Origin of the sequence: uncultured Roseicyclus sp. (assembly GCF_937892565.1) — a bacterium.
Lineage (GTDB): Bacteria > Pseudomonadota > Alphaproteobacteria > Rhodobacterales > Rhodobacteraceae > Roseicyclus.
In genome coordinates this window covers 1-21085 of the sequence record NZ_CALAHQ010000100.1, presented here as the reverse complement: position 1 = coordinate 21085, position 21085 = coordinate 1, and the positions used below count along the sequence as shown (strand labels likewise).

The 21085-nt window shown below is 65.3% G+C and carries 17 protein-coding genes and 1 riboswitch; of the genes, 13 read left to right on the top strand and 4 right to left on the bottom strand.

What is annotated here, in order from left to right:
* Positions 1 to 13: 13 nt before the first annotated feature.
* On the bottom strand, positions 14 to 1168 hold the full coding sequence (locus Q0094_RS13975; protein WP_297620864.1) for a phosphoserine transaminase: 1155 nt from the start codon (positions 1166 to 1168) through the stop codon (positions 14 to 16).
* 417 nt (positions 1169 to 1585) lie between these two features.
* On the opposite strand from Q0094_RS13975, the gene Q0094_RS13970 reads away from it, so the two are divergent.
* Positions 1586 to 1933 carry a MarR family winged helix-turn-helix transcriptional regulator gene (locus Q0094_RS13970; protein WP_297620861.1) on the top strand — a complete coding sequence of 116 codons (348 nt, stop codon included), beginning with the start codon at positions 1586 to 1588 and terminating at the stop codon, positions 1931 to 1933.
* Here Q0094_RS13970 and Q0094_RS13965 read toward each other — a convergent pair.
* Positions 1918 to 2730, bottom strand: a complete 813-nt coding sequence (locus Q0094_RS13965; RefSeq protein ID WP_297620858.1) for an alpha/beta hydrolase fold domain-containing protein — start codon at positions 2728 to 2730, stop codon at positions 1918 to 1920. The genes Q0094_RS13970 and Q0094_RS13965 overlap by 16 nt on opposite strands.
* A 126-nt stretch (positions 2731 to 2856) precedes the next feature.
* Positions 2857 to 3049, top strand: a riboswitch (cobalamin riboswitch).
* 146 nt (positions 3050 to 3195) lie between these two features.
* Here Q0094_RS13965 and Q0094_RS13960 point away from each other — a divergent pair.
* From Q0094_RS13960 to Q0094_RS13910, 11 genes are all read left to right on the top strand, one after another.
* Positions 3196 to 5124, top strand: coding sequence for a TonB-dependent siderophore receptor (locus Q0094_RS13960; protein ID WP_297620856.1), 1929 nt, complete (start codon positions 3196 to 3198; stop codon positions 5122 to 5124).
* Between the two features lie 86 nt (positions 5125 to 5210).
* Positions 5211 to 5951 carry an ABC transporter substrate-binding protein gene (locus Q0094_RS13955; protein WP_297620853.1) on the top strand — a complete coding sequence of 247 codons (741 nt, stop codon included), beginning with the start codon at positions 5211 to 5213 and terminating at the stop codon, positions 5949 to 5951.
* A complete protein-coding gene (locus Q0094_RS13950; RefSeq protein ID WP_297620850.1) occupies positions 5948 to 6934 on the top strand; it encodes an iron ABC transporter permease in 987 nt (328 codons plus the stop codon). Before Q0094_RS13955 ends, Q0094_RS13950 begins: the two co-directional genes overlap by 4 nt.
* Positions 6931 to 7692 (top strand): ABC transporter ATP-binding protein, encoded by a 762-nt coding sequence (locus Q0094_RS13945; protein WP_297620847.1) that lies wholly within the window; start codon positions 6931 to 6933, stop codon positions 7690 to 7692. Before Q0094_RS13950 ends, Q0094_RS13945 begins: the two co-directional genes overlap by 4 nt.
* Positions 7689 to 8327 (top strand): MotA/TolQ/ExbB proton channel family protein, encoded by a 639-nt coding sequence (locus tag Q0094_RS13940; RefSeq protein ID WP_297620843.1) that lies wholly within the window; start codon positions 7689 to 7691, stop codon positions 8325 to 8327. Before Q0094_RS13945 ends, Q0094_RS13940 begins: the two co-directional genes overlap by 4 nt.
* Complete coding sequence (locus tag Q0094_RS13935; protein ID WP_297620840.1) at positions 8324 to 8710, top strand: biopolymer transporter ExbD; 387 nt, start codon at positions 8324 to 8326, stop codon at positions 8708 to 8710. Before Q0094_RS13940 ends, Q0094_RS13935 begins: the two co-directional genes overlap by 4 nt.
* On the top strand, positions 8707 to 9093 hold the full coding sequence (locus Q0094_RS13930) for a biopolymer transporter ExbD (RefSeq protein ID WP_297620837.1): 387 nt from the start codon (positions 8707 to 8709) through the stop codon (positions 9091 to 9093). The genes Q0094_RS13935 and Q0094_RS13930 overlap by 4 nt, the downstream gene beginning before the upstream one ends.
* Positions 9090 to 9899, top strand: coding sequence for an energy transducer TonB (locus Q0094_RS13925; RefSeq protein WP_297620834.1), 810 nt, complete (start codon positions 9090 to 9092; stop codon positions 9897 to 9899). Before Q0094_RS13930 ends, Q0094_RS13925 begins: the two co-directional genes overlap by 4 nt.
* A 44-nt stretch (positions 9900 to 9943) precedes the next feature.
* On the top strand, positions 9944 to 10609 hold the full coding sequence (locus Q0094_RS13920; protein ID WP_297620832.1) for an ABC transporter ATP-binding protein: 666 nt from the start codon (positions 9944 to 9946) through the stop codon (positions 10607 to 10609).
* Between the two features lie 7 nt (positions 10610 to 10616).
* A complete protein-coding gene (locus tag Q0094_RS13915) occupies positions 10617 to 13022 on the top strand; it encodes an FtsX-like permease family protein (RefSeq protein WP_297620829.1) in 2406 nt (801 codons plus the stop codon).
* The gene (locus tag Q0094_RS13910; protein ID WP_297620826.1) at positions 13012 to 14073 is read left to right on the top strand and encodes a lipocalin-like domain-containing protein; all 1062 of its coding nucleotides are present in this window, start codon (positions 13012 to 13014) and stop codon (positions 14071 to 14073) included. The genes Q0094_RS13915 and Q0094_RS13910 overlap by 11 nt, the downstream gene beginning before the upstream one ends.
* A 24-nt stretch (positions 14074 to 14097) precedes the next feature.
* Here the strand turns inward: Q0094_RS13910 and Q0094_RS13905 are convergent, their stop codons facing one another.
* A complete protein-coding gene (locus tag Q0094_RS13905) occupies positions 14098 to 15579 on the bottom strand; it encodes an alpha/beta fold hydrolase (protein WP_297620823.1) in 1482 nt (493 codons plus the stop codon).
* 119 nt (positions 15580 to 15698) lie between these two features.
* On the opposite strand from Q0094_RS13905, the gene serB reads away from it, so the two are divergent.
* Positions 15699 to 16574 carry a phosphoserine phosphatase SerB gene (serB, locus tag Q0094_RS13900; RefSeq protein WP_297620875.1) on the top strand — a complete coding sequence of 292 codons (876 nt, stop codon included), beginning with the start codon at positions 15699 to 15701 and terminating at the stop codon, positions 16572 to 16574.
* Positions 16575 to 16669: 95 nt separating this feature from the next.
* Here the strand turns inward: serB and gltB are convergent.
* Positions 16670 to 21085: glutamate synthase large subunit (gltB, locus tag Q0094_RS13895; RefSeq protein ID WP_297620820.1), on the bottom strand; the 4416-nt coding region annotated here is incomplete at its 5' end.

Below are 21085 nucleotides of genomic sequence, written 5' to 3'. Positions count from 1 at the left end.
AAGATGAAAGGGCTCAGGCCGCCTTGGCCAAGGCCGCGATCTCGGTCTGAAAGGCCCAGTCGAGCCAGGGCAGCATGGCCGCGATATCGGCGGTTTCCACCGTGGCGCCGCACCATATGCGCAAGCCGGGGGGGGCGTCGCGATAGGCCCCGATATCCAATGCCACGCCCTCACCCTCAAGCCGCTTGGCGATGGCCTTGGCAAAGGCCGCGCCATCGGTGATGCGGGGATCGGTGAATTTCAGGCACACGCTGGTGTTCGACCGGGTGGCGGGATCCTCGGCCAGATTGTCGATCCAGTCGCGCGCATCGCAGAAATCGAAAATCGCTTTCGCATTCGCATCGGCCCGCGCCATCAGGCCTGCCAAACCGCCGATGGACTTGCCCCAGGCAAGCGCCACCAGATAATCCTCGACCGCCAGCATCGAGGGGGTGTTGATCGTCTCGCCCGCGAAAATGCCCTCGATCAGCTTGCCACCCTTGGTCAGGCGGAAAATCTTGGGCAGCGGCCATGCGGGTGTGTAGCTTTCCAGCCGCGCGACGGCGCGCGGGCTCAGGATCAGCATGCCATGCGCGGCCTCGCCGCCCATCACCTTTTGCCAGCTGAATGTCGTGACATCGAGCTTGTCCCACGGCAGATCCTGCGCAAAGGCGGCGCTTGTCGCATCGCAAATCGTCAGGCCCTGACGGTCAGCGGGGATCGCGTCGCCGTTTGGCAAGCGCACGCCGCTGGTCGTGCCGTTCCATGTAAAGACGACATCGGTGTCGAAATCGACCGATCCGAAATCGACAATGCGGCCATAGTCGGCCTTGAGCACGGTTGCGTCGAGCTTGAGTTGCTTGACCACATCGGACACCCATTCCGACCCGAAGCTTTCCCAGGCGATCATGGTGCAAGGCCGCGCGCCCAGCATCGACCACATGGCCATCTCGACCGCGCCAGTGTCGGAGGCAGGGACGATCCCGATGCGGTAATCGGCCGGAACGCCCAGAATCTCGCGCGTCAGATCGATCGCGGCCTTGAGCTTGGCCTTGCCGACAGAGGCGCGATGCGACCGGCCAAGGGCGGCATCAGCCAGCGTGTCAAGCGTGAATGTGGGGGGTTTGGCGCAAGGGCCAGAGGAAAAACGCGCATTCATCGGGCGCGTTGCCGGTGCAGTCAGTGCCATGATGTGATATCCTCACAGATATACGCCCCTCGTTGGGGAGGGGTGTCCCACCGCCGCGTTTACGGGGCCGTCGCGGGTTGCACAAGCCGGAAAATGCGCCGATAGCGTCGCATTTCGACCCTTGCGCGCCGCATGTGTTCCCGATCGGAAACAGGCGATGTCAACAGCCCCGGATGGTGGGCAAATTGACCCCCGATCCCCAAGGCGCTGCAATGTGTCAGAATTGAAACTGTCTACTCAAGCTTACATTTTGCTTGCCCGATCACGATTCGGCGCATTAAACTTGGAGATGAAAATACCATCAGCACACAACCCAAGATTGGATGGCGCGTGAGAGACCAAGCCCAAACCCTCCCCTTCGACCTGACCGATTTTCTACCTTTCCAGATGTCCGTGATTGCCGGACGCGCGTTTCAGATGATCATGGAAAGCGCCGGCATGCAGGTTCCCGAATGGCGCATCATGATGGCGCTGCCACGCCATCAACCCTGTTCCAGCCATGATCTGTGCGTCCTGACCGCGATGGATGCCGCCCGCGTCAGCCGCGCCCAGCGGCGGCTCGAGGATCTGGAGATGATCTCGGTCGTGCGCGACAGCTGCGATCGGCGTCGTCTGGTGGTCAAGCTCAGCGACAAAGGCCTGGCCGAGGTCGCGCGCCTGAAATTCGTGGCGCGCGAGATCGAGACCACGCTTCTGGACGAGCTTGGCCCCGAAGATCGGGCCAATCTGAAAACCACAATCGGCGGGCTTTACGACAGGCTCTGATCCAGCAACATCCGCGTCAGTATCCCATCAGGGGCCGCAAGCGCGTCGATCACGTCGAAATGATGCCGGCCGGGCAAATGCAAGGCCCGGGCATCTGCCCCCATCCCCCACCAGATATTCGCCAAAAGATCATTCTGGCGCAGGAATTCCGGGCGCTCTGCGCTGCCTGCGGCACAGGTGATCTTCAGCCCCTCACGCGGGATCAGCAAGGCGGGGCTTTCGGTGGCGGCCTCGGCCGTGTCCAGCCCCAGGGTGGCGTTCATCTGGGTGCGCAACAGCGGCCTGAGATCATGTACACCCGAGACCGAAACGATATGGACAAGCCGTGCCGCCAGTTCAGGCGCCAGCGCGCCCTCGCAACCCATGCGCGACACCAGATGCCCGCCTGCCGAATGCCCGGCCAACCGGATCGGTCCCGCAACGACGCGGGCAGCCAGGGCCAGGGCGGCGGCGATCTCGATGGTGATCCGGGAAATCCGCGTTTCGGGCGCCAGCGTGTAGCTGACCATCGCCACGCTTTGCCCATGGGCCAGCGGTCCCTCGGCCAGAAAGCCGAAATCCTCGGGTGAAAAGCGCATCCAGTAGCCACCATGCACGATCACGGTCAGGCCCTGACCGGCGGTTGCGGGGCGATAAAGATCGATCCACTGCCGCGCGCCGGGCCCGTAACTAAACCGCTCGGGCGGGTGGCGCGCGCGCAGGGCAGCGGTGCGCGCGGGCCATTCGGTCAGGAACCGTTCAGACCCCGGAATATGGGCGGCATTGGCATAGGCATCGTCCCAATCGGTGATGGGCATGGTGGTCTCTCCCGGTGTTTGAGGCAGCAAGACGCAAGGCGGCGCCGGATGCAACCGGGCTGGGGTAATTTCGGTATCGGCGCATGACAGGTCGCCTGTGGGCTTGCCATGGGTGGCCATCCGCCGGTATCAAGGTTGTGCTTCGGTCTGGGTGGCACAACCATCCGGTGAAAAGGGAACGCGGTGCAAATCCGCGACTGCCCCCGCAACTGTAAGCGGCGAGCGTGACCGGCATATGCCACTGGGGACCCCCCCGGGAAGGCCCGGCCCACGCGATGACCCGCTAGTCAGGAGACCTGCCGAAGTGATCACCCTGTCCGGGCGCGGTGGGCGCCATGGGCAACGGACCCTTCCGTTGTGGTGACACCTCCGCCGTTCGCGGGAGGGTCACAGCCTCGTGTCTCCCCCAAAGAACATCCGTGAACCACTCCGGGCCCGTTTGCGGCCCATATCGGGGGACCGATGATGAAACACCTATCCGCCGCGCTGATCCCAGCGCTGCTTTTTCCCGCCATTGCCCCGGCGCAATCCGTCTTCGATCTGGATGAGATCGTGTTTTCGGTGAATGCAACCCAAACCGAATTGGATCGCATCGGCAACTCTGTCACGGTCATCACGCAAGACGATCTTCAAAACACCGGTGATCTGCAACTGACCGAGGTTCTGGCCCGTCTGTCCGGTGTCAGCCTTTGGCAAACCGGCCCGCAAGGCAGCGTTGCCGATATCCGAATCCGTGGCGCGCAAGGCCGATACATCAGCGTCTATATTGATGGCATCCTTGTCACAGACCCTGCCAGCCCAACAATTTCTTACGAAGATTTTGGCGGCCTGACCACCGGCGCGATCCGCCGAATCGAGGTGCTGCGCGGCTCGCAATCGGCGCTCTACGGCGGCACCGCCGTGGGTGGCGTCATCAACATTTCGACCATCGCAGGCACCGAAGCGCCCGAGGGCACGACCCAAACCGCCACGATCGAGGCCGGCAGCTACAACACTGTCGCCCTCAGCTACGGGCTTACCCAACGCAATGGGCCCGTGACCTTGAACCTTGGGCTCGATCACATCCAAAGCGACGGATTTTCAGCCGCCGATGAAAATGCCGGGAACACCGAAACCGATAGCTTCGAGCGTTCGCGCCTGAGCTTTGGGATGAAACATGAGGTAAACGGCAGCCTTGCCTTTGGCCTGAACGGGTTCATCGAAACCGGGCGGTCGGACGCCGACGAATTCCATGACAGTCCCGTCGATGGTTCCGTTGGCGATGATTTCGGCACGCGCGACGCCTACGGCCTTCGGGCCTATGCCGAAGGGACGCTTGGCGCGTGGGATCACGACGCGGCACTGGGTATCTATCGTGTTGATCGGCGCAATGCATCCCTGACCCTTGGTGCGGGCGCACCGGGGTATCTGTCGCCCTTCGACAATACCTTCAGCGGGCGGCGGCTGGCCTTCGACTATACGGCATCGGGCCAGCTTTCTTCTGCGCTTCAGCTGGCTCTTGGTGCAAATGCCATGCGCGAAACCGGCATTGCCGCAAGCGTTCCGGGCGGCAGTGCCACCGTTGACACATTTGGTGTCTTTTCCGAAGCGATCTGGTCGCCCAGCGATCAATTCGATCTGACAACCACGCTGCGGCGGGATGACCATTCCCGCTTTGGCGGACAAACGACCGGCCGTCTTGCCTTCGCGTTTCGGCCGTCCGAGGCTCTCGTGCTCCGGGGTGCTGTCGGAACCGGATACCGGCCGCCTTCGATCGACGAACTGTTCGGCGCCTACCCGGAGTCGGACTTCATCGGAAACCCTGACCTCGTGGCCGAAGAAAGCTTCTCGGCGGAAATCGGCTCTGACTATGCCTTTGCGGGCGGGGGCCGGATCGGTGCAACGCTGTTTCAACTCGATGTCGACAATCTCATCACCTATTGCTCGGCCTATTTCGTCGCTGATCCGGGTTGCCCGCCGATGGTTGCGCCGGCACCGGCAACGCTTTTCAACGTGGCCGGCAAATCGCGGCGTCGCGGCCTTGAGATTAGCGGGCAACTGCCCATCACCGACGCGCTGATGCTCACCGGAGCCTACACCTACACCGACGCCAGAAGCGGCACGGGTGCGCCTCTGACTCTCATTCCGGAACATGACATCGTTCTGGGGATCGACACGACCTGGGGCACGGGCTGGGCTGGCAGCCTTACGGCTCGGCGCGTGATCGGCACCTTGGAGGGCGGCTTGCCACTGCCCGATTACACGCTGGTCAACGCATCCGTCGGTCATGAGATTTCGGACGGTGTCGAGGCCTATCTGCGGCTCCACAACCTGCTTGACGCGGAATACCAGACGCGGCGGGGCTACGGCACGTCGGACCGGGCGGTCTACCTTGGCCTGAGGTCGCGCTTCTGATGCGCCCCTTGCGCGCCCTTGCCTTTGGTCTCGCCCTTGTGGCGGGGCCTTTGGGCGCGCAGGACCCACCGCAAAGGGTGGTTTCCATGAACCTGTGCACCGATCAATTCGCGCTGATGCTGGCGGCACCCGGTCAGCTTGTGTCGGTCAGCTATATCTCGGCCGATCCCGTCACCTCGCCCCTGGCCGATCTGGCGGCGGCTTACCCGCTCAACCATGGCAGCGCCGAAGAGATTTACCTGCTTGCCCCCGATCTTGTGCTGGCCGACCCCTGGACCGACCCCGCCGCGCTGGCGATGCTGCGGCGGCTGGGTATTCGGGTGGAACAGGTCGAAGGGGTGCGCGCGCTCTCCGACATCCCTGATCGCTTGCGCCGCTTTGGCGATCTGCTTGGCCGACAAGACGCGGCAAAGGCTCTGATCGACCAGTTCGAGAGTGATCTTGCCACGCTTACCGCGCCGCAGGACGGGCCGCGCGCAGTGATTTATTTCCCCAATGGCTATAGCCTCGGCGAGGGCTCTCTTTCGCATGAAATCCTGACACGGGCGGGGTTTCGCAATATCGCGACCGAACTGACGCCCAGCGCCACGGGCCAGATCGCGCTGGAATTGCTGGTGCTGGCCGCCCCTGATCTGATCATCCGCGACCGCCCCTATCCCGGCGCCTCGCGGGCCGAGGAATTGATGCATCACCCCGCTCTGGCCGCCCTGATCGCGGGGGGTGCGGGCCATGAAAGCGGCCCCGACTGGGCCTGTGGCACACCGCGCGTGATTGCCGCGCTGCGCGCACTGGTCGAGATGCGCCAAAGGATCGAGGCCGCGCCATGACCCGCGCGCTGTTCCCCCTATTGGCCCTGCTCACATTGGCGCTGTTCATGGTCTCGCTCCTGACCGGCCCGGCGGGTTTCGGCCTTGGCGAAAGCCTGAGCGCGCTTGTCACCGGGCAGGGTGAGGCCGTCACGCTGGTGATGCGCGAAATCCGTTTGCCGCGCGCGATGCTGGCCGTGATGGTGGGCGCAAGCCTTGGGCTGTCGGGTGCGGCGTTGCAGGGATATCTGCGCAATCCCCTGGCCGAACCAGGTCTGATCGGGGTGTCGGGTTCGGCGGCGCTGGGTGCTGTCATCGCGATGCAGACAGGCTTTGCCGCCGCTTTCGCGCTGGCCCTGCCGCTGTCGGCGCTGGCGGGCGCGGTGATCGCGGTGCTGTTGATCCTGACGCTCGCGGGGCCGCGCGGCGGGTCGTTGACGCTGATCCTGGCGGGGATCGCCATTTCGGCCCTGGCGGGGGCGCTGATGTCGCTGGTGCTGAACCTGTCGCCCAACCCTTTTGCGACGGCGGAAACCGTGTTCTGGCTGATGGGGTCGCTGGCGGATCGGTCGTTTTCGCATCTGTGGCTGGCCGCGCCCTTCATGGTGCTGGGCTGGGCGCTGTTGGTGCCGCTGGGCCGGGGCCTCGATGCGCTGAGCCTGGGCGAGGATGCGGCCGCCGCCATGGGCATCGGGCTTGCGCGGTTGCGGCTGCGGCTGGTGCTGGGGGTGGCGGCCTGTGTGGGGGCGGCCACCGCCGTGGCGGGCGCCATCGGCTTTGTCGGGCTGGTCGTGCCGCATCTGTTGCGGCCACTGGTGGGCGCACGCCCCTCGGTGCTGCTGCCCGCCTCGGCGCTGGGGGGCGCGACGATGGTGCTTTTGGCCGATATCGCGGTGCGGCTGATCCTGCCCCAGCGTGAGCTGCAGCTTGGGGTGGTGATGGCGATCATCGGCGCGCCGCTGTTTCTGCACCTGATCTACAAGACCCGGAGGGCCGAGCCATGACGCTGTTGCGGCTTGAGCGGCTGACCGTGAAGCGGGGCGATTGCCCGGTGGTCGATGCCGCGACGCTGACCATCCAAGCCGGCGAGATGGTCGGGCTGATCGGCCCCAATGGTGCGGGCAAGACCAGCCTGATGCGGGGTGCGTTGGGGCTGTTGCCACATGCGGCGGGCCAATCCTCGCTCAGCGCGCTGGGCCCGGCGCGGCGCGCGCGCCATGCCGCCTGGCTGCCGCAATCGCGCGAGATCGCCTGGCCCATCGCGGTGGAAACGCTGGTGATGCTGGGCCGCATCCCGCATCTGGCGGCCGGTCAGCGCCCCGATGATGCCGACCGTGCCGCTGTGGCGCGGGCCATGGCCACCATGGACCTGACCGGCTTCGAAACACGCGCGGCCACCGCCTTGTCGGGGGGCGAACAGGCCCGCGTCCTGATCGCCCGCGCGCTCGCTCAGGATACGCCGCTGATCCTGGCTGATGAGCCGACGGCAGGTCTTGATCCCGGTCACCAGATCGCCGCCATGGCGGCATTTGCCCGGCTGGCGCAACAGGGCAAGGCGGTTCTGGTATCGCTACATGATCTGGGGCTGGCCGCGCGCCATTGCACGCGGCTGATCTTGATGCACAAGGGCCGCATCCATGCCGATGGCCCGGCAACCGAGGTTCTGACACGCGCGAACCTTGCACAGGTCTTTGGCATTTCCGCCCATATGGCGCAGGGGCCCGATGGGATCATCTTTCAGCCGCTCGAGGTGCTGACATGACCGATTTCGCTCTGCCTGATTTCCTGATGCGGGGTGGCCCGGTGATCTGGGCCATCGCGGCGCTGTCGGTGCTGACCTTGGGCTTGATCTTGTGGAAACTGTTTCGCCTTTCATCTCTGGGCGCATGGTCGGGCGGGCGCGTCACAGCCGAGGCGATCGCGCTGTGGCAAGCGGGTGACAGCCCGGCGGCCTTGGCGCGGCTTGCACCCCGCGCTTCGGTCCGGGCGCGGCTGGCCCATGCCGCGATGACCGCCCATGGCGATGCGGCGCTGACACCCGATGGCGCGCGCGAGGAAACCACGCGCATCGCCCGCGCGCTTCTGGCCGAACTGCGCGGCGGGCTGCGGCCGCTTGACCTGATCGTGACCATCGCGCCGCTTCTGGGTCTGCTTGGCACGGTTCTGGGCATGATCGCCGCCTTTCAGGCCCTGCAGGACGCGGGCGGCCAGACCGATCCAGCCACATTGGCCGGCGGTATCTGGGAGGCGCTCTTGACCACCGCCGCAGGCATGGCCGTGGCCATTCCCGCCGCCGCGGCGCTGACATGGTTCGACAGCATCGCCGACCGGCTTCAGGCGGAGATGGAAAGCGACGCCACCCGCATCTTTACCCGCGGGGGCGCACAGCGCCCATGAGCTTTCGCTTTGCCCCATCCCCGGCGCGCCGCCGCCCCAGCCTGACGCCGATGATCGATGTGGTGTTTCTGCTCTTGGTGTTTTTCATGCTGGCCGCCCGCTTCGGTCAGGATGGCGCGCTGGATCTGGCCATCGGGGCCGGGGTTGCCCAGGATTGGCAAGGCCCGCCGCGTTTGCTGGAGATCACGGCGGATGGTCTGCGCCTGAACGGCGGCGCGATCACCCCCGAGGCCTTGGGCCGCGCGCTGTCACGCCTGACCGAGACGGCAACAGACCCCATCGTGATCCGGCCGGGCGACGCTGTGTCGTTGCAACGCTTGCTTGACGTGATGTCAGGGCTCAGGGCGGATGGTTTTACCAATCTGGTTCTGGTGGCGCCATGAATTTCGCCCCTCACCGCAAGACGCGCATGCCACAGGATCGCGCCATCGTGCCGATGATCAATGTGGTGTTCTTGCTGTTGGTCTTTTTCCTGATGACCGCCAGCCTGACGCCACCCCCCCCGCTGCCCATCGCGGCACCCACGGCCGATATGCCCCGCGCCGATCGCGAGCCCCGCACGCTTTACATCGATGCTGACGGGATGCGGGCCTATGGCGGTGCGATGGGCGATGCGGCGATGGCCGATTTGGCGGCAACCCCACCCAAGGGGTCGCTGCCGATCCTTGCCGATGCCGCGTATCCGGCCGCCGATCTGGCGCGGCTTTTGCCGGAACTGGCCGCGCTTGGCATCACCGATATCCGGCTGATCACGGTGACGCCATGAGGCGCGCGGCCGAAATCATCGCCTTTCTTGGGCTTTCGGCGATGGTGCATGCCGGGGTGATGATGGGTTTTGGCAACAGCCCCGGCGGGTCGCAAGCACAGGGCGACACTGGCGCCGACCAGATCACGCTGGCCGCCGCCCCCGACAGCATGGCCGCCCTTGCCGCCAGATGGGCAGAACCGCCGCAAGCCGCAACCAGCCCGACCGCCCCGCACCTTGCGGCACCCGCCAACCCGCCCCAAGCGCCAGCTTTCGACACCGCCGCCCCACAGCTGTCGTTGCCCACCACGCCACTGTTGCCCCCGCCGGACATGCCACCGCTTGCCCCCGACATCACCGATACCGCACCGCCCCCGGCAATGGATCGCGCAATGGAACAATCACCGCGCCCCACACCGCGCCCGGTTGCCGCCAGCGCGCCGCCACCCTCGGCACCGCAGGCCGCCCGCACGGCACAAGGCCAAGGTGGGGGGGCGATCAGCGGCAGCGCATCCGCGCCCGAACAGATCAACCCCGCGCCAAGCCAATCCCACCACCAAAACCTGATGGCGCAATGGGGCGGGCAGATCATGGCGCGGATCGAACGTGCGCGACCGCGCGTCAACACCTCGGGTCAGGTCACGCTTGCGCTGAAACTTACGCGCGGTGGCGATCTGGCGGAGTTGTCGGTCGCGCGGTCTTCGGGCGATGCCATTCTGGACCAAGCCGCGATGTCCGCTGTGCGCCGGGCAGGCCGCTTTCCCCCGGCCCCTGATGGGCTGACCGAGGCAAGCTATGCCTTTTCGCTTCCGGTCCGCTTTCGCTGACCCCTTCCCTTCCACTGGGCCGCGCGGCCGCTAGGTAGCACCCCATGAGCAAGGTGTTGGAAATCGAGCGGCTGAGCAAAGCCTATGGCACCGTCGCGGTCCTGCGGGACGTGTCGCTTGCGCTGGCGCATGGGCAGACCTTGGCGCTGACGGGGGAAAGCGGGTCGGGCAAAAGCACGCTGATGCATCTGGCCGCCGCCCTTGATACGCCGGATCAAGGCTCCATCCGGCTGTCTGGGCAAGAGATATCGGGGCTGGATGATGCCGCGCGTGCCGCACTGCGCCGCGACCGGATCGGGCTGGTGTTTCAACAATTCAACCTGATCCCATCGCTGAGCGTGGCACAGAATATCGCCTTTCAGGCGCGGTTGGGCGGCCATCACGACCCGGCCCGCGATGCGATGCTGGCCCGTCGGCTTGGCCTGTCCGAGATGCTGGGCCGCTACCCCGAGGAATTGTCGGGTGGCCAGCAACAGCGGGTAGCCATCGCCCGTGCGCTTGCCCATGCCCCCATGCTGATCCTGGCCGATGAGCCCACCGGCAATCTGGACGAGGCGACCGGCGACGCGGTGCTGGATCTGATGCTGGAACTGGTGGGCGAAACGGGGGCCGCGCTGATGATGGTCACCCATTCCACCCGGCTGGCCGCGCGTCTGGACCGGCGGCTTCACCTGTCGCGCGGGCAACTGTCCGCGCCCAACGCGGTCTGAGTGCGCCATGATTGGCACCGCCCTTTTCACCCTTTTGTCCCACTGGCGGCGCCATCCTGGCCAATTTGCAATGCTGGTTCTGGGGCTGGCGCTGGCCACGGCGCTTTGGTCGGGCGTGCAGGCGATCAATGCTCAGGCCCGCGCCGCCTATGCGACCGCCGCCGCCACGCTGGGTCAGGACCGGCTCGACCGGCTGCAAAGCCCCGATGGCCGCCCGGTGCCGCTGGCCGAATATGTCGCGCTGCGCCGCGCCGGCTATCTCGTGTCGCCGGTCATCTCGGGGGAATTGCGCGCGGGTGACGCGCGGCTGAGGCTGCTGGGCATCGACCCGCTGACCGCCCCACCCGAAGCGAACACACCGACACTTGGCGATGCGGGACTTGATCTGACGGGGTTTTTCACCGCGCCCGGTCTGTTGCTGATGACGCAAGACACCGCCACCGCCGCCCTGCCCCCCGATCTGCCGCCGATCCGCGTGACCGACACCATTCCACCGGGTGCCGCACTTGCCGATATCGGCACCGCGTCGCGTCTTTTGGGCCAATCCGACCCCTCTTATCTGTTGGTGGCCCCGGTTCAGCCCGCGCATCTTCCGCTGCTCGCCACGGCCACGACCCTGCAGCGCGTTGCCCCCGAACAGCGCGCCGACCCGGCACAGCTGACCGACAGCTTTCACCTCAACCTGACGGCCTTTGGGCTGCTGGCCTTTGCGGTGGGGCTGTTCATCGTGCATGCCGCCATCGGTCTGGCCTTTGAACAACGCCGCGCGACCATCCGAACGCTGCGCGCGCTGGGCCTTCCGTTGCGCAGTCTTCTGACCGCCTTTGGGCTGGAGCTGGCGGTGCTGGGGCTGGTGTCGGGTCTGGCGGGCCTGATCCTTGGCTATGCGATTGCGGCCGCGCTGATGCCCGGCGTGGCGGGCACCTTGCGCGGGCTTTACGGTGCCGATCTGCCCGGAACGCTGTCCTTTGATCCTGCATGGGCGGGGGCGGCGCTGGTCATGACGCTGGCGGGTGTCGCCATCGCGGCCGCACAGGCCATGGGGCGCACCGCGCGCCTGCCGATCCTTGCCACCGCCCGCCCCGAGGCATGGGGTCAGGCCAGCGCCCGGCTGATGCGCGGCCAGGCGATGGTGGCGGTGGTGCTTCTGGCGGCATCCGGCGCGCTGGCGCTTTGGGGCGGCGCGCTGATCACCGGCTTTGGCGCTGTGGCCTGCCTGTTTCTGGGCGCGGCATTGTTGCTGCCCGTGACGCTGACGGCGCTTTTGCGATTGGCGCAACGCCGCGCGCGCGGGCCCTTGGGCGAATGGCTCCTGGCCGATACCCGCCAACAGATGCCGGGGCTGTCTTTGGCGCTGATGGCGCTGTTGCTGGCGCTGTCGGCCAATATCGGCGTGTCGACCATGGTGGGCAGCTTCCGCGCCACCTTTGTCGGCTGGCTTGACCAAAGGCTTGTGGCCGAGCTTTACGTCACCGCCCCCACCCCGGCCGAGGCCGCGCGGCTGCACGCCTATCTGGCGCCCCGGACGGATGCTGTCCTGCCGGTGGTCTGGGCCGATGCGACCCTCGCAGGGCGGCCCGGCGCCGTCTATGGCCAAGCCGATCATGCCACATTCCGCGATCACTGGCCCCTGATCGCCGCATTGCCCGATGCATGGGACAGGCTAGCCACCGGCGATGGTGTCTTGATCAACGAACAGCTTGCCCGCTTTGCGCGGCTATCGCCCGGCGATGCCCTGACGATCGCGCCCGGTGTCAGCTTGCCGATCCTTGGCGTCTATTCCGACTACGGCAACCCACAGGCGCAGGCCATCGTCACGCTTGACCGGTTCGCCGCGATCCATCCGGATATCGCGCCCACCCGCTTTGCGCTGCGCATCGCGCCGGACAGGGCCGCCGGTCTGGCCAGCATTTTGCGCGATGATTTCGGCCTGCCCGCCGATGCGGTGATCAACCAGACCCAGATCAAGCGCTTTTCGGTCGATGTCTTTGACCAGACATTCCAGATCACCGGGGCGCTGAACCTGCTGACCCTTGGGGTGGCGGGTTTCGCGCTGTTGACCGGGCTTGTGACACTGGCCGACATGCGGCTGGCACAGCTGGCGCCGGTCTGGGCGCTGGGGATCACACGGGCGCGGCTGGCGCGGTTCGAATGGGCGCGAAGCCTGATCCTGGCCGGTCTGACCTTTGCGCTTGCCCTGCCTGTGGGTCTGGCGCTGGCCTGGATGTTGCTGGCCGTCATCAATGTGCAGGCCTTTGGCTGGCGGTTGCCGATGCAGGTGTTTCCCATCGATGCTGCGCGGCTGTTGGGCCTTGCGCTGATCGCCGCCACACTGGCGGCGGCCCTGCCCGCGTTGCGACTGGCACGCATTTCGCCCAGCCGCCTGCTCAAGGTCTTTGCCCATGAAGCCTAGTCTGTACGCCGCGCTGTTGTGGCTGATCGCGGGCCAAGCCACGGCACAGGGCTTTGCCGGGCTGGGCACGGAGGCGGCGGGCTTTTCCATCCCGCAATCACCAGCGATCTTCGATTTTCCCGCCGATCACGGCCCACACCCCGGCTACCGCATCGAATGGTGGTATCTGACCGCAAGCCTGACGGGCCCCGATGGCACGGATTATGGCGCCCAATGGACGCTGTTTCGCTCGGCGCTTGCACCCCACGACGCCCAAGGCTGGGATGGCTCGCAGCTCTGGATGGGTCATGCCGGGCTGACCACGCCCGACCGTCATTTCAGCGCCGAACGGCTGGCGCGGGGCGGCATCGGTCAGGCGGGCGTGACAGCCGAACCCTTTGCGGCTTGGATCGACGACTGGGCCATGACCTCGACCGCGCCCGCCGGGGCCGATGCGCTGGATGCGCTCCGCGTCACGGCCCGGGGCGATGGCTTTGCCCATGATCTGGCGCTGACCACAACCGGGCCGCTGATCTTTCACGGCCAAGCGGGCTATTCGGTCAAATCGGCCCAAGGTCAGGCCAGCTATTACTATTCGCAACCTTTCTACAGCCTAAGCGGCACCATCACCCTGAACGATGGGGTGATCCCCGTCACGGGAACGGCGTGGCTTGACCGCGAATGGTCGTCGCAACCCTTGTCGGAAACGCAGGACGGCTGGGATTGGGTGTCGCTGCAATTCGACGATGGCGCGCGGCTGATGGGCTTCACGCTGCGTGACCGGGCCGCACCATCCTTTACCGCCGCCACATGGATCGCGCCCGATGGCCAAAGCCAGTCCTATCGCGACGGCGCGCTCAGCATGACGCCGCTGGCACAAAGCCGTGTCGCCGGGCGCGATGTGCCCACGACGTGGCGGATCGAGCTGCCCGATCGCGCGCTCGACGTGACAGCCAGCGCGATCAACCCGCACAGCTGGATGGATGTCTCGGTCCCCTATTGGGAGGGGCCAGTGCGCGTGACCGGAACCCATCCGGGTCGCGGCTATCTGGAGATGACCGGCTACGAATAGGCGGGCATGGGCCTGCACCGGCCCTCAGGAACCGGGATCGAACATCGGGAACGTGACGCCCAAGGCCCAGCCAAGGATCAGACCCAGACCCAGCCCCACCGCCACCACCGATCCCGTACGCCGGCCCAGAAACCGCCCCATCATCCCGAAGCTGAGGTAAAACAGAACGATCACGGGCAAGATGATGACCAGAAAGAACAGACGCTCGAAATCCAGCGCCACCGCCACGCCGAGCGAGATCAGGAACATGCCCCGCGCCACCACCCGCCGCCAAAGCGCGGCGCGCGTCGCCTCGGACAAGACGGCATCGGCCAGCATCGCCAGAACGGCCCCCGGCAAGATGGCCGCGATCACCGCGATCCGCCCCGCATGCGGCACGAAGCTGCCGACATGGCGGTCCATGATCCCGCCAAAGACGATGATCCCGTAAAGCGCCAGCCCCACGCCCCAGATCCAGCCGCGCGCCTTGGGCACACCGCCCACCCATGCCGCACCCGCCATCACCAGCGCCCCGTAAAGCGCCAGATGCAGCGCAAGGTAATCGGCCACCAGAACCGGCAGAAAGCGCGTGTCGAACAGGGCAAGGATCAGCGGCGTCACCAACGCCGGACCCACGGCCAGCATCCAGAACACCCGCCGGTCGGGATGCCATGGCGCGGCCCCCAATGGCAGGGTTGCGGCAAGCGGACGGGCCAGCAAAACCACGCCAAAAAGCGTCAGGATGATCCACGGCCCCAAACTGACGGGCCCTGCCAGAGCCGGCACCCCAAGGCTTGCGGACAACCAGTCGATGCCTTCGGCGATACCGCTTGGCGCATAAAGAATGCCCACATGCTCGACCATCGGCACGGCCGCCGCGCGGCGGGCAAAGCCCGCGCCGGGGGTGCCGATGGTCTCACCCTCCTGCGCGCCGATCTCGGCCATGACGCGGACGGCTTCGGCCCGCAAGGCGCTTTCCCATGCGCCGTTCAGGATCAACAGGTTTTGCGGCGCATCGGGCGTGATGGCGCCGCTGAACACCGACAGACCCACCACCGCCACAACGCGGGGATCGGCCAGCGCCTGACGCACAACGACATCGGAGGCCATCGAATGGCCCACAAGCGCCACCTGCGGCACGGCGCCGGGCAAGCGCAGGGCGAAATCGGTGACGCGTCCGACCTCCTCCATCAAGAGCCGTGTGGTGCCGTCGATCCGGGTGACATCGCCCGACATGGCGACCGGGTTGCGCCCATGGCCCTCGAAATCGAAGCTGACCGTGATAAAGCCCGCCCGCGCCAGGCTGAGCTGCCAGCCCGCCATCAACTGCCGCGATCCGGCAAAGCCATGGGCGATCACCACCACCGGCGCCTCGGCATCGGACGGGCGCATGACCGTGACCGGGGTCTGACCAACCTGTGCCGTGCTGATGCTGAGCCCGGCGCGGGGTGCGGCAAGCCCGAACAGCCCCACCGCCATCGCCATCACCGCAAGAACGGCTGTCGCAATCATGGCCCGTGTCATCATCATCCCCTGTCCATATGCGTCATACGAAATAGCCGTTCCACCCCGCCTGCCAAGCGCCAAAGCCTCTGGCCCTGTCGGGCGGATCATGGTCTATGACCACAAAAGCACGCGATCTGGCCATGTTTACCGTCACCCTCATCACCAACCCCGCGATGATCCTGGACCCCGCGCTGGTGCGGACGCTGCGCGATGCGATGGGCGGGGGCGATGTGCTGTGGCTTGCGCCGAAAACCGCCGCTGAATTCGCGGTGCGCAAATTGCCCGGCTCCATGGCCGATATCCGCGACAGCCTGACCGCCGAAGGTGTGGACATGATTGCCCAACCCAGTATCGGGCGGCGCAAGAAGCTGCTGCTGGCGGATATGGATTCAACCATGATCCGGCAGGAATGCATCGATGAATTGGCCGTGGCCGCAGGGATCGGGCCACAGGTGTCCGAGATCACGGCGCGGGCGATGAATGGCGAACTGGATTTCGAAGGCGCGTTGAAAGCGCGTGTGGCGCTGCTCAAGGGCCTGCCGGAAACCGTGATCGGCGATGTTCTGGCGCGGCGCATCACGATGATGCCGGGCGGCGCCACGCTGGTGGCCACGATGAAGGCGCATGGCGCCTATGCCGCGCTGGTCTCGGGCGGGTTTACCGCCTTTACCCAGGCGGTCGCAGCCAGGCTGGGCTTTGACGAACACCGGGCCAATACGCTGCACATCGAAAACGGCCAGCTTGCCGGCACGGTCGCGGAACCTGTTCTGGGGCGCGAGGCCAAGGTGGCCGCCCTTGATGATCTGTCGGCAAAGCTGGGCTTGAGCGATGCTGATGTGCTGGCCATTGGCGACGGGGCCAATGATCTGGGCATGCTGATGCGCGCCCATCTGGGTGTCGCGGTGCACGCGAAACCTGTGGTGCAGGCACAGGCCCCACATGCGATCAACCACGGGGATCTGACGGCGCTGCTTTATGCCCAAGGCTACGCCAAGGCGGATTTCGTCATCGCCTGACAAGACACGCACCAGCGCCAACACCGTGTTGCGATGCGATGGGATGCAAAAAGGGCCGCCCCTGAGGGCGGCCCCTTGTCTTGGAAACCAGCGGCTTATTCCGCCGGAACCGCCTTGCGTTCGATCCCAAGCGGATGGGCCAGCTTGCCCAGCATCTCCTTGGGACAGACCTGCAGGAAATTGCCGCGTTCGCTGTCCCAATCCTGCAAGATTGCGGCGGCGCGCCGCGATCCTGTCTCGCGCAGATGCGCCGCGATCAGGGTTTTCAGCTGATCCTCCCAATGGGCGACCGTGACCGCACAGGTAACAAGGGTCTCGAGGTTCATGTTCACCCCTGCGGCCCCGTCGGGATCGTAAAGATAGGCCATGCCCCCGGTCATGCCCGCACCGAAATTGGCCCCGATCCGCCCAAGGATCACGGCCACCCCGCCGGTCATGTATTCGCAGCCGTTCGAGCCACAGCCTTCGACCACGACCGATGCGCCCGAATTGCGCACGGCGAAACGCTCACCGGCACGGCCAGCAGCGAAAAGATGGCCGTTGGTTGCGCCGTAAAGCACCGTGTTGCCAATGATCACGTTCTCATGCGCGACCAGCGGGCTTTCCTGCACCGGCTTGACCACGATGATGCCGCCCGACAGGCCCTTGCCGACATAGTCGTTGGCGTCGCCCGTCACCTCCAGCTTGAGGCCCGGCGCCGCAAAGGCACCCAGCGACTGGCCGGCGGACCCTTGCAACTTGACCGTCAGATGGTCGGGCTGAAGCGTGTTGCGCATGCCAAAGGCCTGCACGATGTGGCTCGACGTGCGGGTGCCGATGGTGCGCAGCGTGTTCTGCACCGCATAGGACAGCTGCATCTTTTCACCATCTTCCAGGAACCGCTTGGCATCGGCCACGATCTGGGCATCCAGCGTGTCGGGCACCACATTGCGCGGCTTGTTGCGGTCATATTTGATGCGGTCCGCACCATCGACGGTGATCAGCATCGGGTTGAGGTCCAGATCATCCAGATGCGCCGCGCCGCGGCTGACCTGTGTCAACAGATCGGCCCGCCCGATCACCTGATCCATCGACCGCGCCCCGATCGAGGCAAGGATTTCGCGCACCTCTTGCGCATAAAAGGTGATCAGGTTCACCACCTTGTCGGCATTGCCGGTGAATTTGGCGCGCAGGCTTTCATCTTGGGTGCAGACCCCCACCGGGCAGGTGTTGGATTGGCACTGGCGCACCATGATGCAGCCCATGGCGATCAGCGCGGCGGTGCCGATGCCGTATTCCTCGGCGCCCATCATCGCGGCCATGACGATGTCGCGCCCGGTGCGCAGCCCGCCATCGGTCCGAAGCGTGATCCGCTCGCGCAGATTGTTCATCGCCAACACCTGATGGGCCTCGGTCAGGCCCATTTCCCAGGGCAGGCCCGCATATTTGATCGAGGTGGCGGGGCTCGCCCCGGTGCCGCCATTGTGCCCGGAGATCAAGATGACATCGGCCTTGGCCTTGGCCACACCGGCCGCGATCGTGCCGACCCCCGACGATGCGACCAGCTTGACCGTCACCTTGGCGCGCGGATTGATCTGCTTGAGGTCATAGATCAGCTGCGCCAGATCCTCGATCGAATAGATGTCGTGATGCGGCGGCGGGCTGATCAGCGTGACGCCCTTGGTCGAATGGCGCAGCCGCGCGATCAGTTCGGTCACCTTCATGCCGGGCAACTGGCCGCCTTCGCCGGGCTTGGCGCCTTGGGCGACCTTGATTTCCAGCTCTTCGCAATGATTGAGGTATTCGGCGGTCACACCGAAGCGCCCCGATGCCACCTGCTTGATCTTGGCCGATGGATTGTCGCCATTGGGTTCGGGCACGAAATGCGCCGGATCTTCGCCCCCCTCGCCACTGTCGGATTTCGCGCCGATCCGGTTCATCGCGACGTTCAACGTCTTGTGCGCCTCGGGGGAAAGGGCCCCCAGCGACATCCCGGGCGTCACGAACCGCTTGCGGATCGAGGTGATGCTTTCCACCTCGTCGATCGGCACAGGGGCGCCCAAAGGCTTGATATCCATCAGATCGCGCAGGTGGATCGGAGGATTGGCCTGCATCTTTTGGGAATATTGCTTCCACAAGGAATAGGATGCGCGGTTGCAGGCTTCCTGCATCATATGCATCGAGGTTGCTTCCCAGGCGTGCTTTTCGCCCGACCGCCGCGCCTTGTAGAAGCCGCCGATGGGCAACACGCCTTCGCCGCGCAGGAAACCCTTGGCATGCACTTCCTCGGCCTTTTTCTGAAGACCGCTGACACCGATGCCGGAAATGCGGCTGACCATGCCGGGGAAATATTCGGCCACCATGGCACGGCTCAGGCCCACAGCCTCGAAATTCAATCCGCCGCGATAGGAGGAAATCACCGAGATGCCCATCTTGGACATGATCTTGAGCAGGCCTTGATCGATCGCCGTGCGATAGCGCGCCATCGCTTGGGTCAGCGTGCCCTCGATCAGGCCGCGCTGGATGCGGTCGGCGATGCTGTCTTGCGCCAGATAGGCATTGACCGTGGTCGCGCCACAGCCCACCAGAACCGCGAAATAATGCGGGTCGATGCATTCGGCCGCCCGCACGTTGAGCGAACAAAATGTGCGCAGCCCCTGCCGCGTCAGCCATGAATGCACCGCGCTGGTGGCCAGGATCATGGGCATGGCCACCCTGCCCTCGGATTGAGCCTGATCTGTCAGGATCAGATGGCCCGCGCCCGAGCGCACCGCATCTTCGGCGGCGCGGCGGATCCGATCAAGCCCCTCACGCAGGGCGTCGGGCTTGCCGTCGGCCGGAAAGGTGCAATCGATGACAACGTGATCGGCGTTGAATTGCGCCACCATCTGCTCGAACTGGGCATTTGCGACAAAGGGGCTTTCCAGAACGAAAATCTCGGTCTGGCTGCTGTCTTCATCCAGCACGTTCTTGAGGTTGCCGAAGCGGGTCTTGAGGCTCATCACGCGGTATTCGCGCAAGCTGTCGATCGGCGGGTTGGTGACCTGGCTGAAGTTCTGGCGGAAATAATGCGACAGCGGGCGGTAAAGGCTCGACAGAACGGCGGCAGGCGTATCATCGCCCATCGATGCCAGCGCTTCCTTGCCATCCTCGGCCATGGGCGCAAGGATCTGTTCCAGTTCCTCGATGGAATAGCCAGCGGCCAGCTGACGGCGGCGCAGCTCGGCGCCTTCGAACAGCGCCTTTTCGGCCAGTGTCTGGGTTTGGGCCGCCAGATCGACGATCTTGCCCACCCATTCGCCAAAGGGGCGAGAGGCGGCCAGACGGTCCTTCATCTCGGTGTCGTGGAAAAGCCGCCCCTCGGCCATGTCGACCGCGATCATCTGGCCGGGGCCAAGCGCGCCCTTTTCGATCACGGTCGCCTCGTTGACAGGCACCATGCCGGCCTCGGAGCCCGCGATCAGCATGCCTTCGCCGGTCACGACATAGCGCATCGGCCGCAGCCCGTTGCGATCGAGCCCCGCACAGACCCAGCGGCCATCGGTCATGGCCAGCGCGGCGGGGCCATCCCAGGGTTCCATCACGGAATTGCAATAGGAATACATGTCCTGCCACGCCTTGGGCAATTCGGTGGCGGTGTTCGACCAGGCTTCGGGCACCAGCATGGTCTTGGCCATGGGCGCGATGCGGCCCGCGCGCACCAGAACCTCGAACACGGCGTCAAGCGCGCCCGAATCGGATGCCCCCTGCGGGATGATCGGCTTGATATCCTCGGCCATCTCGCCGAAATAGGTCGATGCCATGCGGATTTCGTGGCTTTTCATCCAGTTGACGTTGCCCTTCAGCGTGTTGATCTCGCCGTTGTGGGCGAGCATGCGGAACGGCTGGGCCAGCCACCACTGCGGAAAGGTGTTGGTCGAATAGCGCTGGTGATAGATCGCGAAAGCGCTCTCGAACCGCGCATCCATCAGGTCGGGGTAGAAATTGGCCACATCCTGGGCCAGCATCATGCCCTTGTAGATGATCGACCGGCACGACAGAGAACAGATGTACATCTCGCGGATGCCGGCGGCCTGTGCGGCTTTCTCGATCCGGCGGCGGATGACGTAAAGCTCGCGCTCGAAGGTCTCGACATCGACACCCTTGGCGTTCGAGATGATGATCTGTTCGATCTCGGGGCGGGTCGCGTTGGCCTTGTCGCCCAGAACGCTCACATCAACGGGCACATGGCGCCAGCCATAGATATAGTAGCCCATCCGCAGCACTTCGGATTCCACGATGGTCCGACAGGTTTCCTGCGCGCCGAAATTGGTGCGCGGCAGGAATACCTGACCGACCGCCATCAGCTGATCCATGCGCGGCTCATGGCCGGTGCGGCGGACCTGATCATAAAAGAACTGAACCGGGATCTGCACATGGATGCCCGCGCCATCGCCGGTCTTGCCATCGGCATCGACCGCGCCGCGGTGCCAGACAGCCTTGAGCGCATTGATCCCGTTTTCGACGACCTTGCGCGAGGGTGACCCGTCGAT

Coding starts and splice junctions, on each gene's coding strand:
- Q0094_RS13975 (WP_297620864.1), bottom strand. CDS start 1,168: ATGGCACTGACTGCACCGGCAACGCGCCCGATGAATGCGCGTTTTTCC.
- Q0094_RS13970 (WP_297620861.1), top strand. CDS start 1,586: ATGATCATGGAAAGCGCCGGCATGCAGGTTCCCGAATGGCGCATCATG.
- Q0094_RS13965 (WP_297620858.1), bottom strand. CDS start 2,730: ATGCCCATCACCGATTGGGACGATGCCTATGCCAATGCCGCCCATATT.
- Q0094_RS13960 (WP_297620856.1), top strand. CDS start 3,196: ATGAAACACCTATCCGCCGCGCTGATCCCAGCGCTGCTTTTTCCCGCC.
- Q0094_RS13955 (WP_297620853.1), top strand. CDS start 5,211: ATGAACCTGTGCACCGATCAATTCGCGCTGATGCTGGCGGCACCCGGT.
- Q0094_RS13950 (WP_297620850.1), top strand. CDS start 5,948: ATGACCCGCGCGCTGTTCCCCCTATTGGCCCTGCTCACATTGGCGCTG.
- Q0094_RS13945 (WP_297620847.1), top strand. CDS start 6,931: ATGACGCTGTTGCGGCTTGAGCGGCTGACCGTGAAGCGGGGCGATTGC.
- Q0094_RS13940 (WP_297620843.1), top strand. CDS start 7,689: ATGACCGATTTCGCTCTGCCTGATTTCCTGATGCGGGGTGGCCCGGTG.
- Q0094_RS13935 (WP_297620840.1), top strand. CDS start 8,324: ATGAGCTTTCGCTTTGCCCCATCCCCGGCGCGCCGCCGCCCCAGCCTG.
- Q0094_RS13930 (WP_297620837.1), top strand. CDS start 8,707: ATGAATTTCGCCCCTCACCGCAAGACGCGCATGCCACAGGATCGCGCC.
- Q0094_RS13925 (WP_297620834.1), top strand. CDS start 9,090: ATGAGGCGCGCGGCCGAAATCATCGCCTTTCTTGGGCTTTCGGCGATG.
- Q0094_RS13920 (WP_297620832.1), top strand. CDS start 9,944: ATGAGCAAGGTGTTGGAAATCGAGCGGCTGAGCAAAGCCTATGGCACC.
- Q0094_RS13915 (WP_297620829.1), top strand. CDS start 10,617: ATGATTGGCACCGCCCTTTTCACCCTTTTGTCCCACTGGCGGCGCCAT.
- Q0094_RS13910 (WP_297620826.1), top strand. CDS start 13,012: ATGAAGCCTAGTCTGTACGCCGCGCTGTTGTGGCTGATCGCGGGCCAA.
- Q0094_RS13905 (WP_297620823.1), bottom strand. CDS start 15,579: ATGATGACACGGGCCATGATTGCGACAGCCGTTCTTGCGGTGATGGCG.
- serB (WP_297620875.1), top strand. CDS start 15,699: ATGTTTACCGTCACCCTCATCACCAACCCCGCGATGATCCTGGACCCC.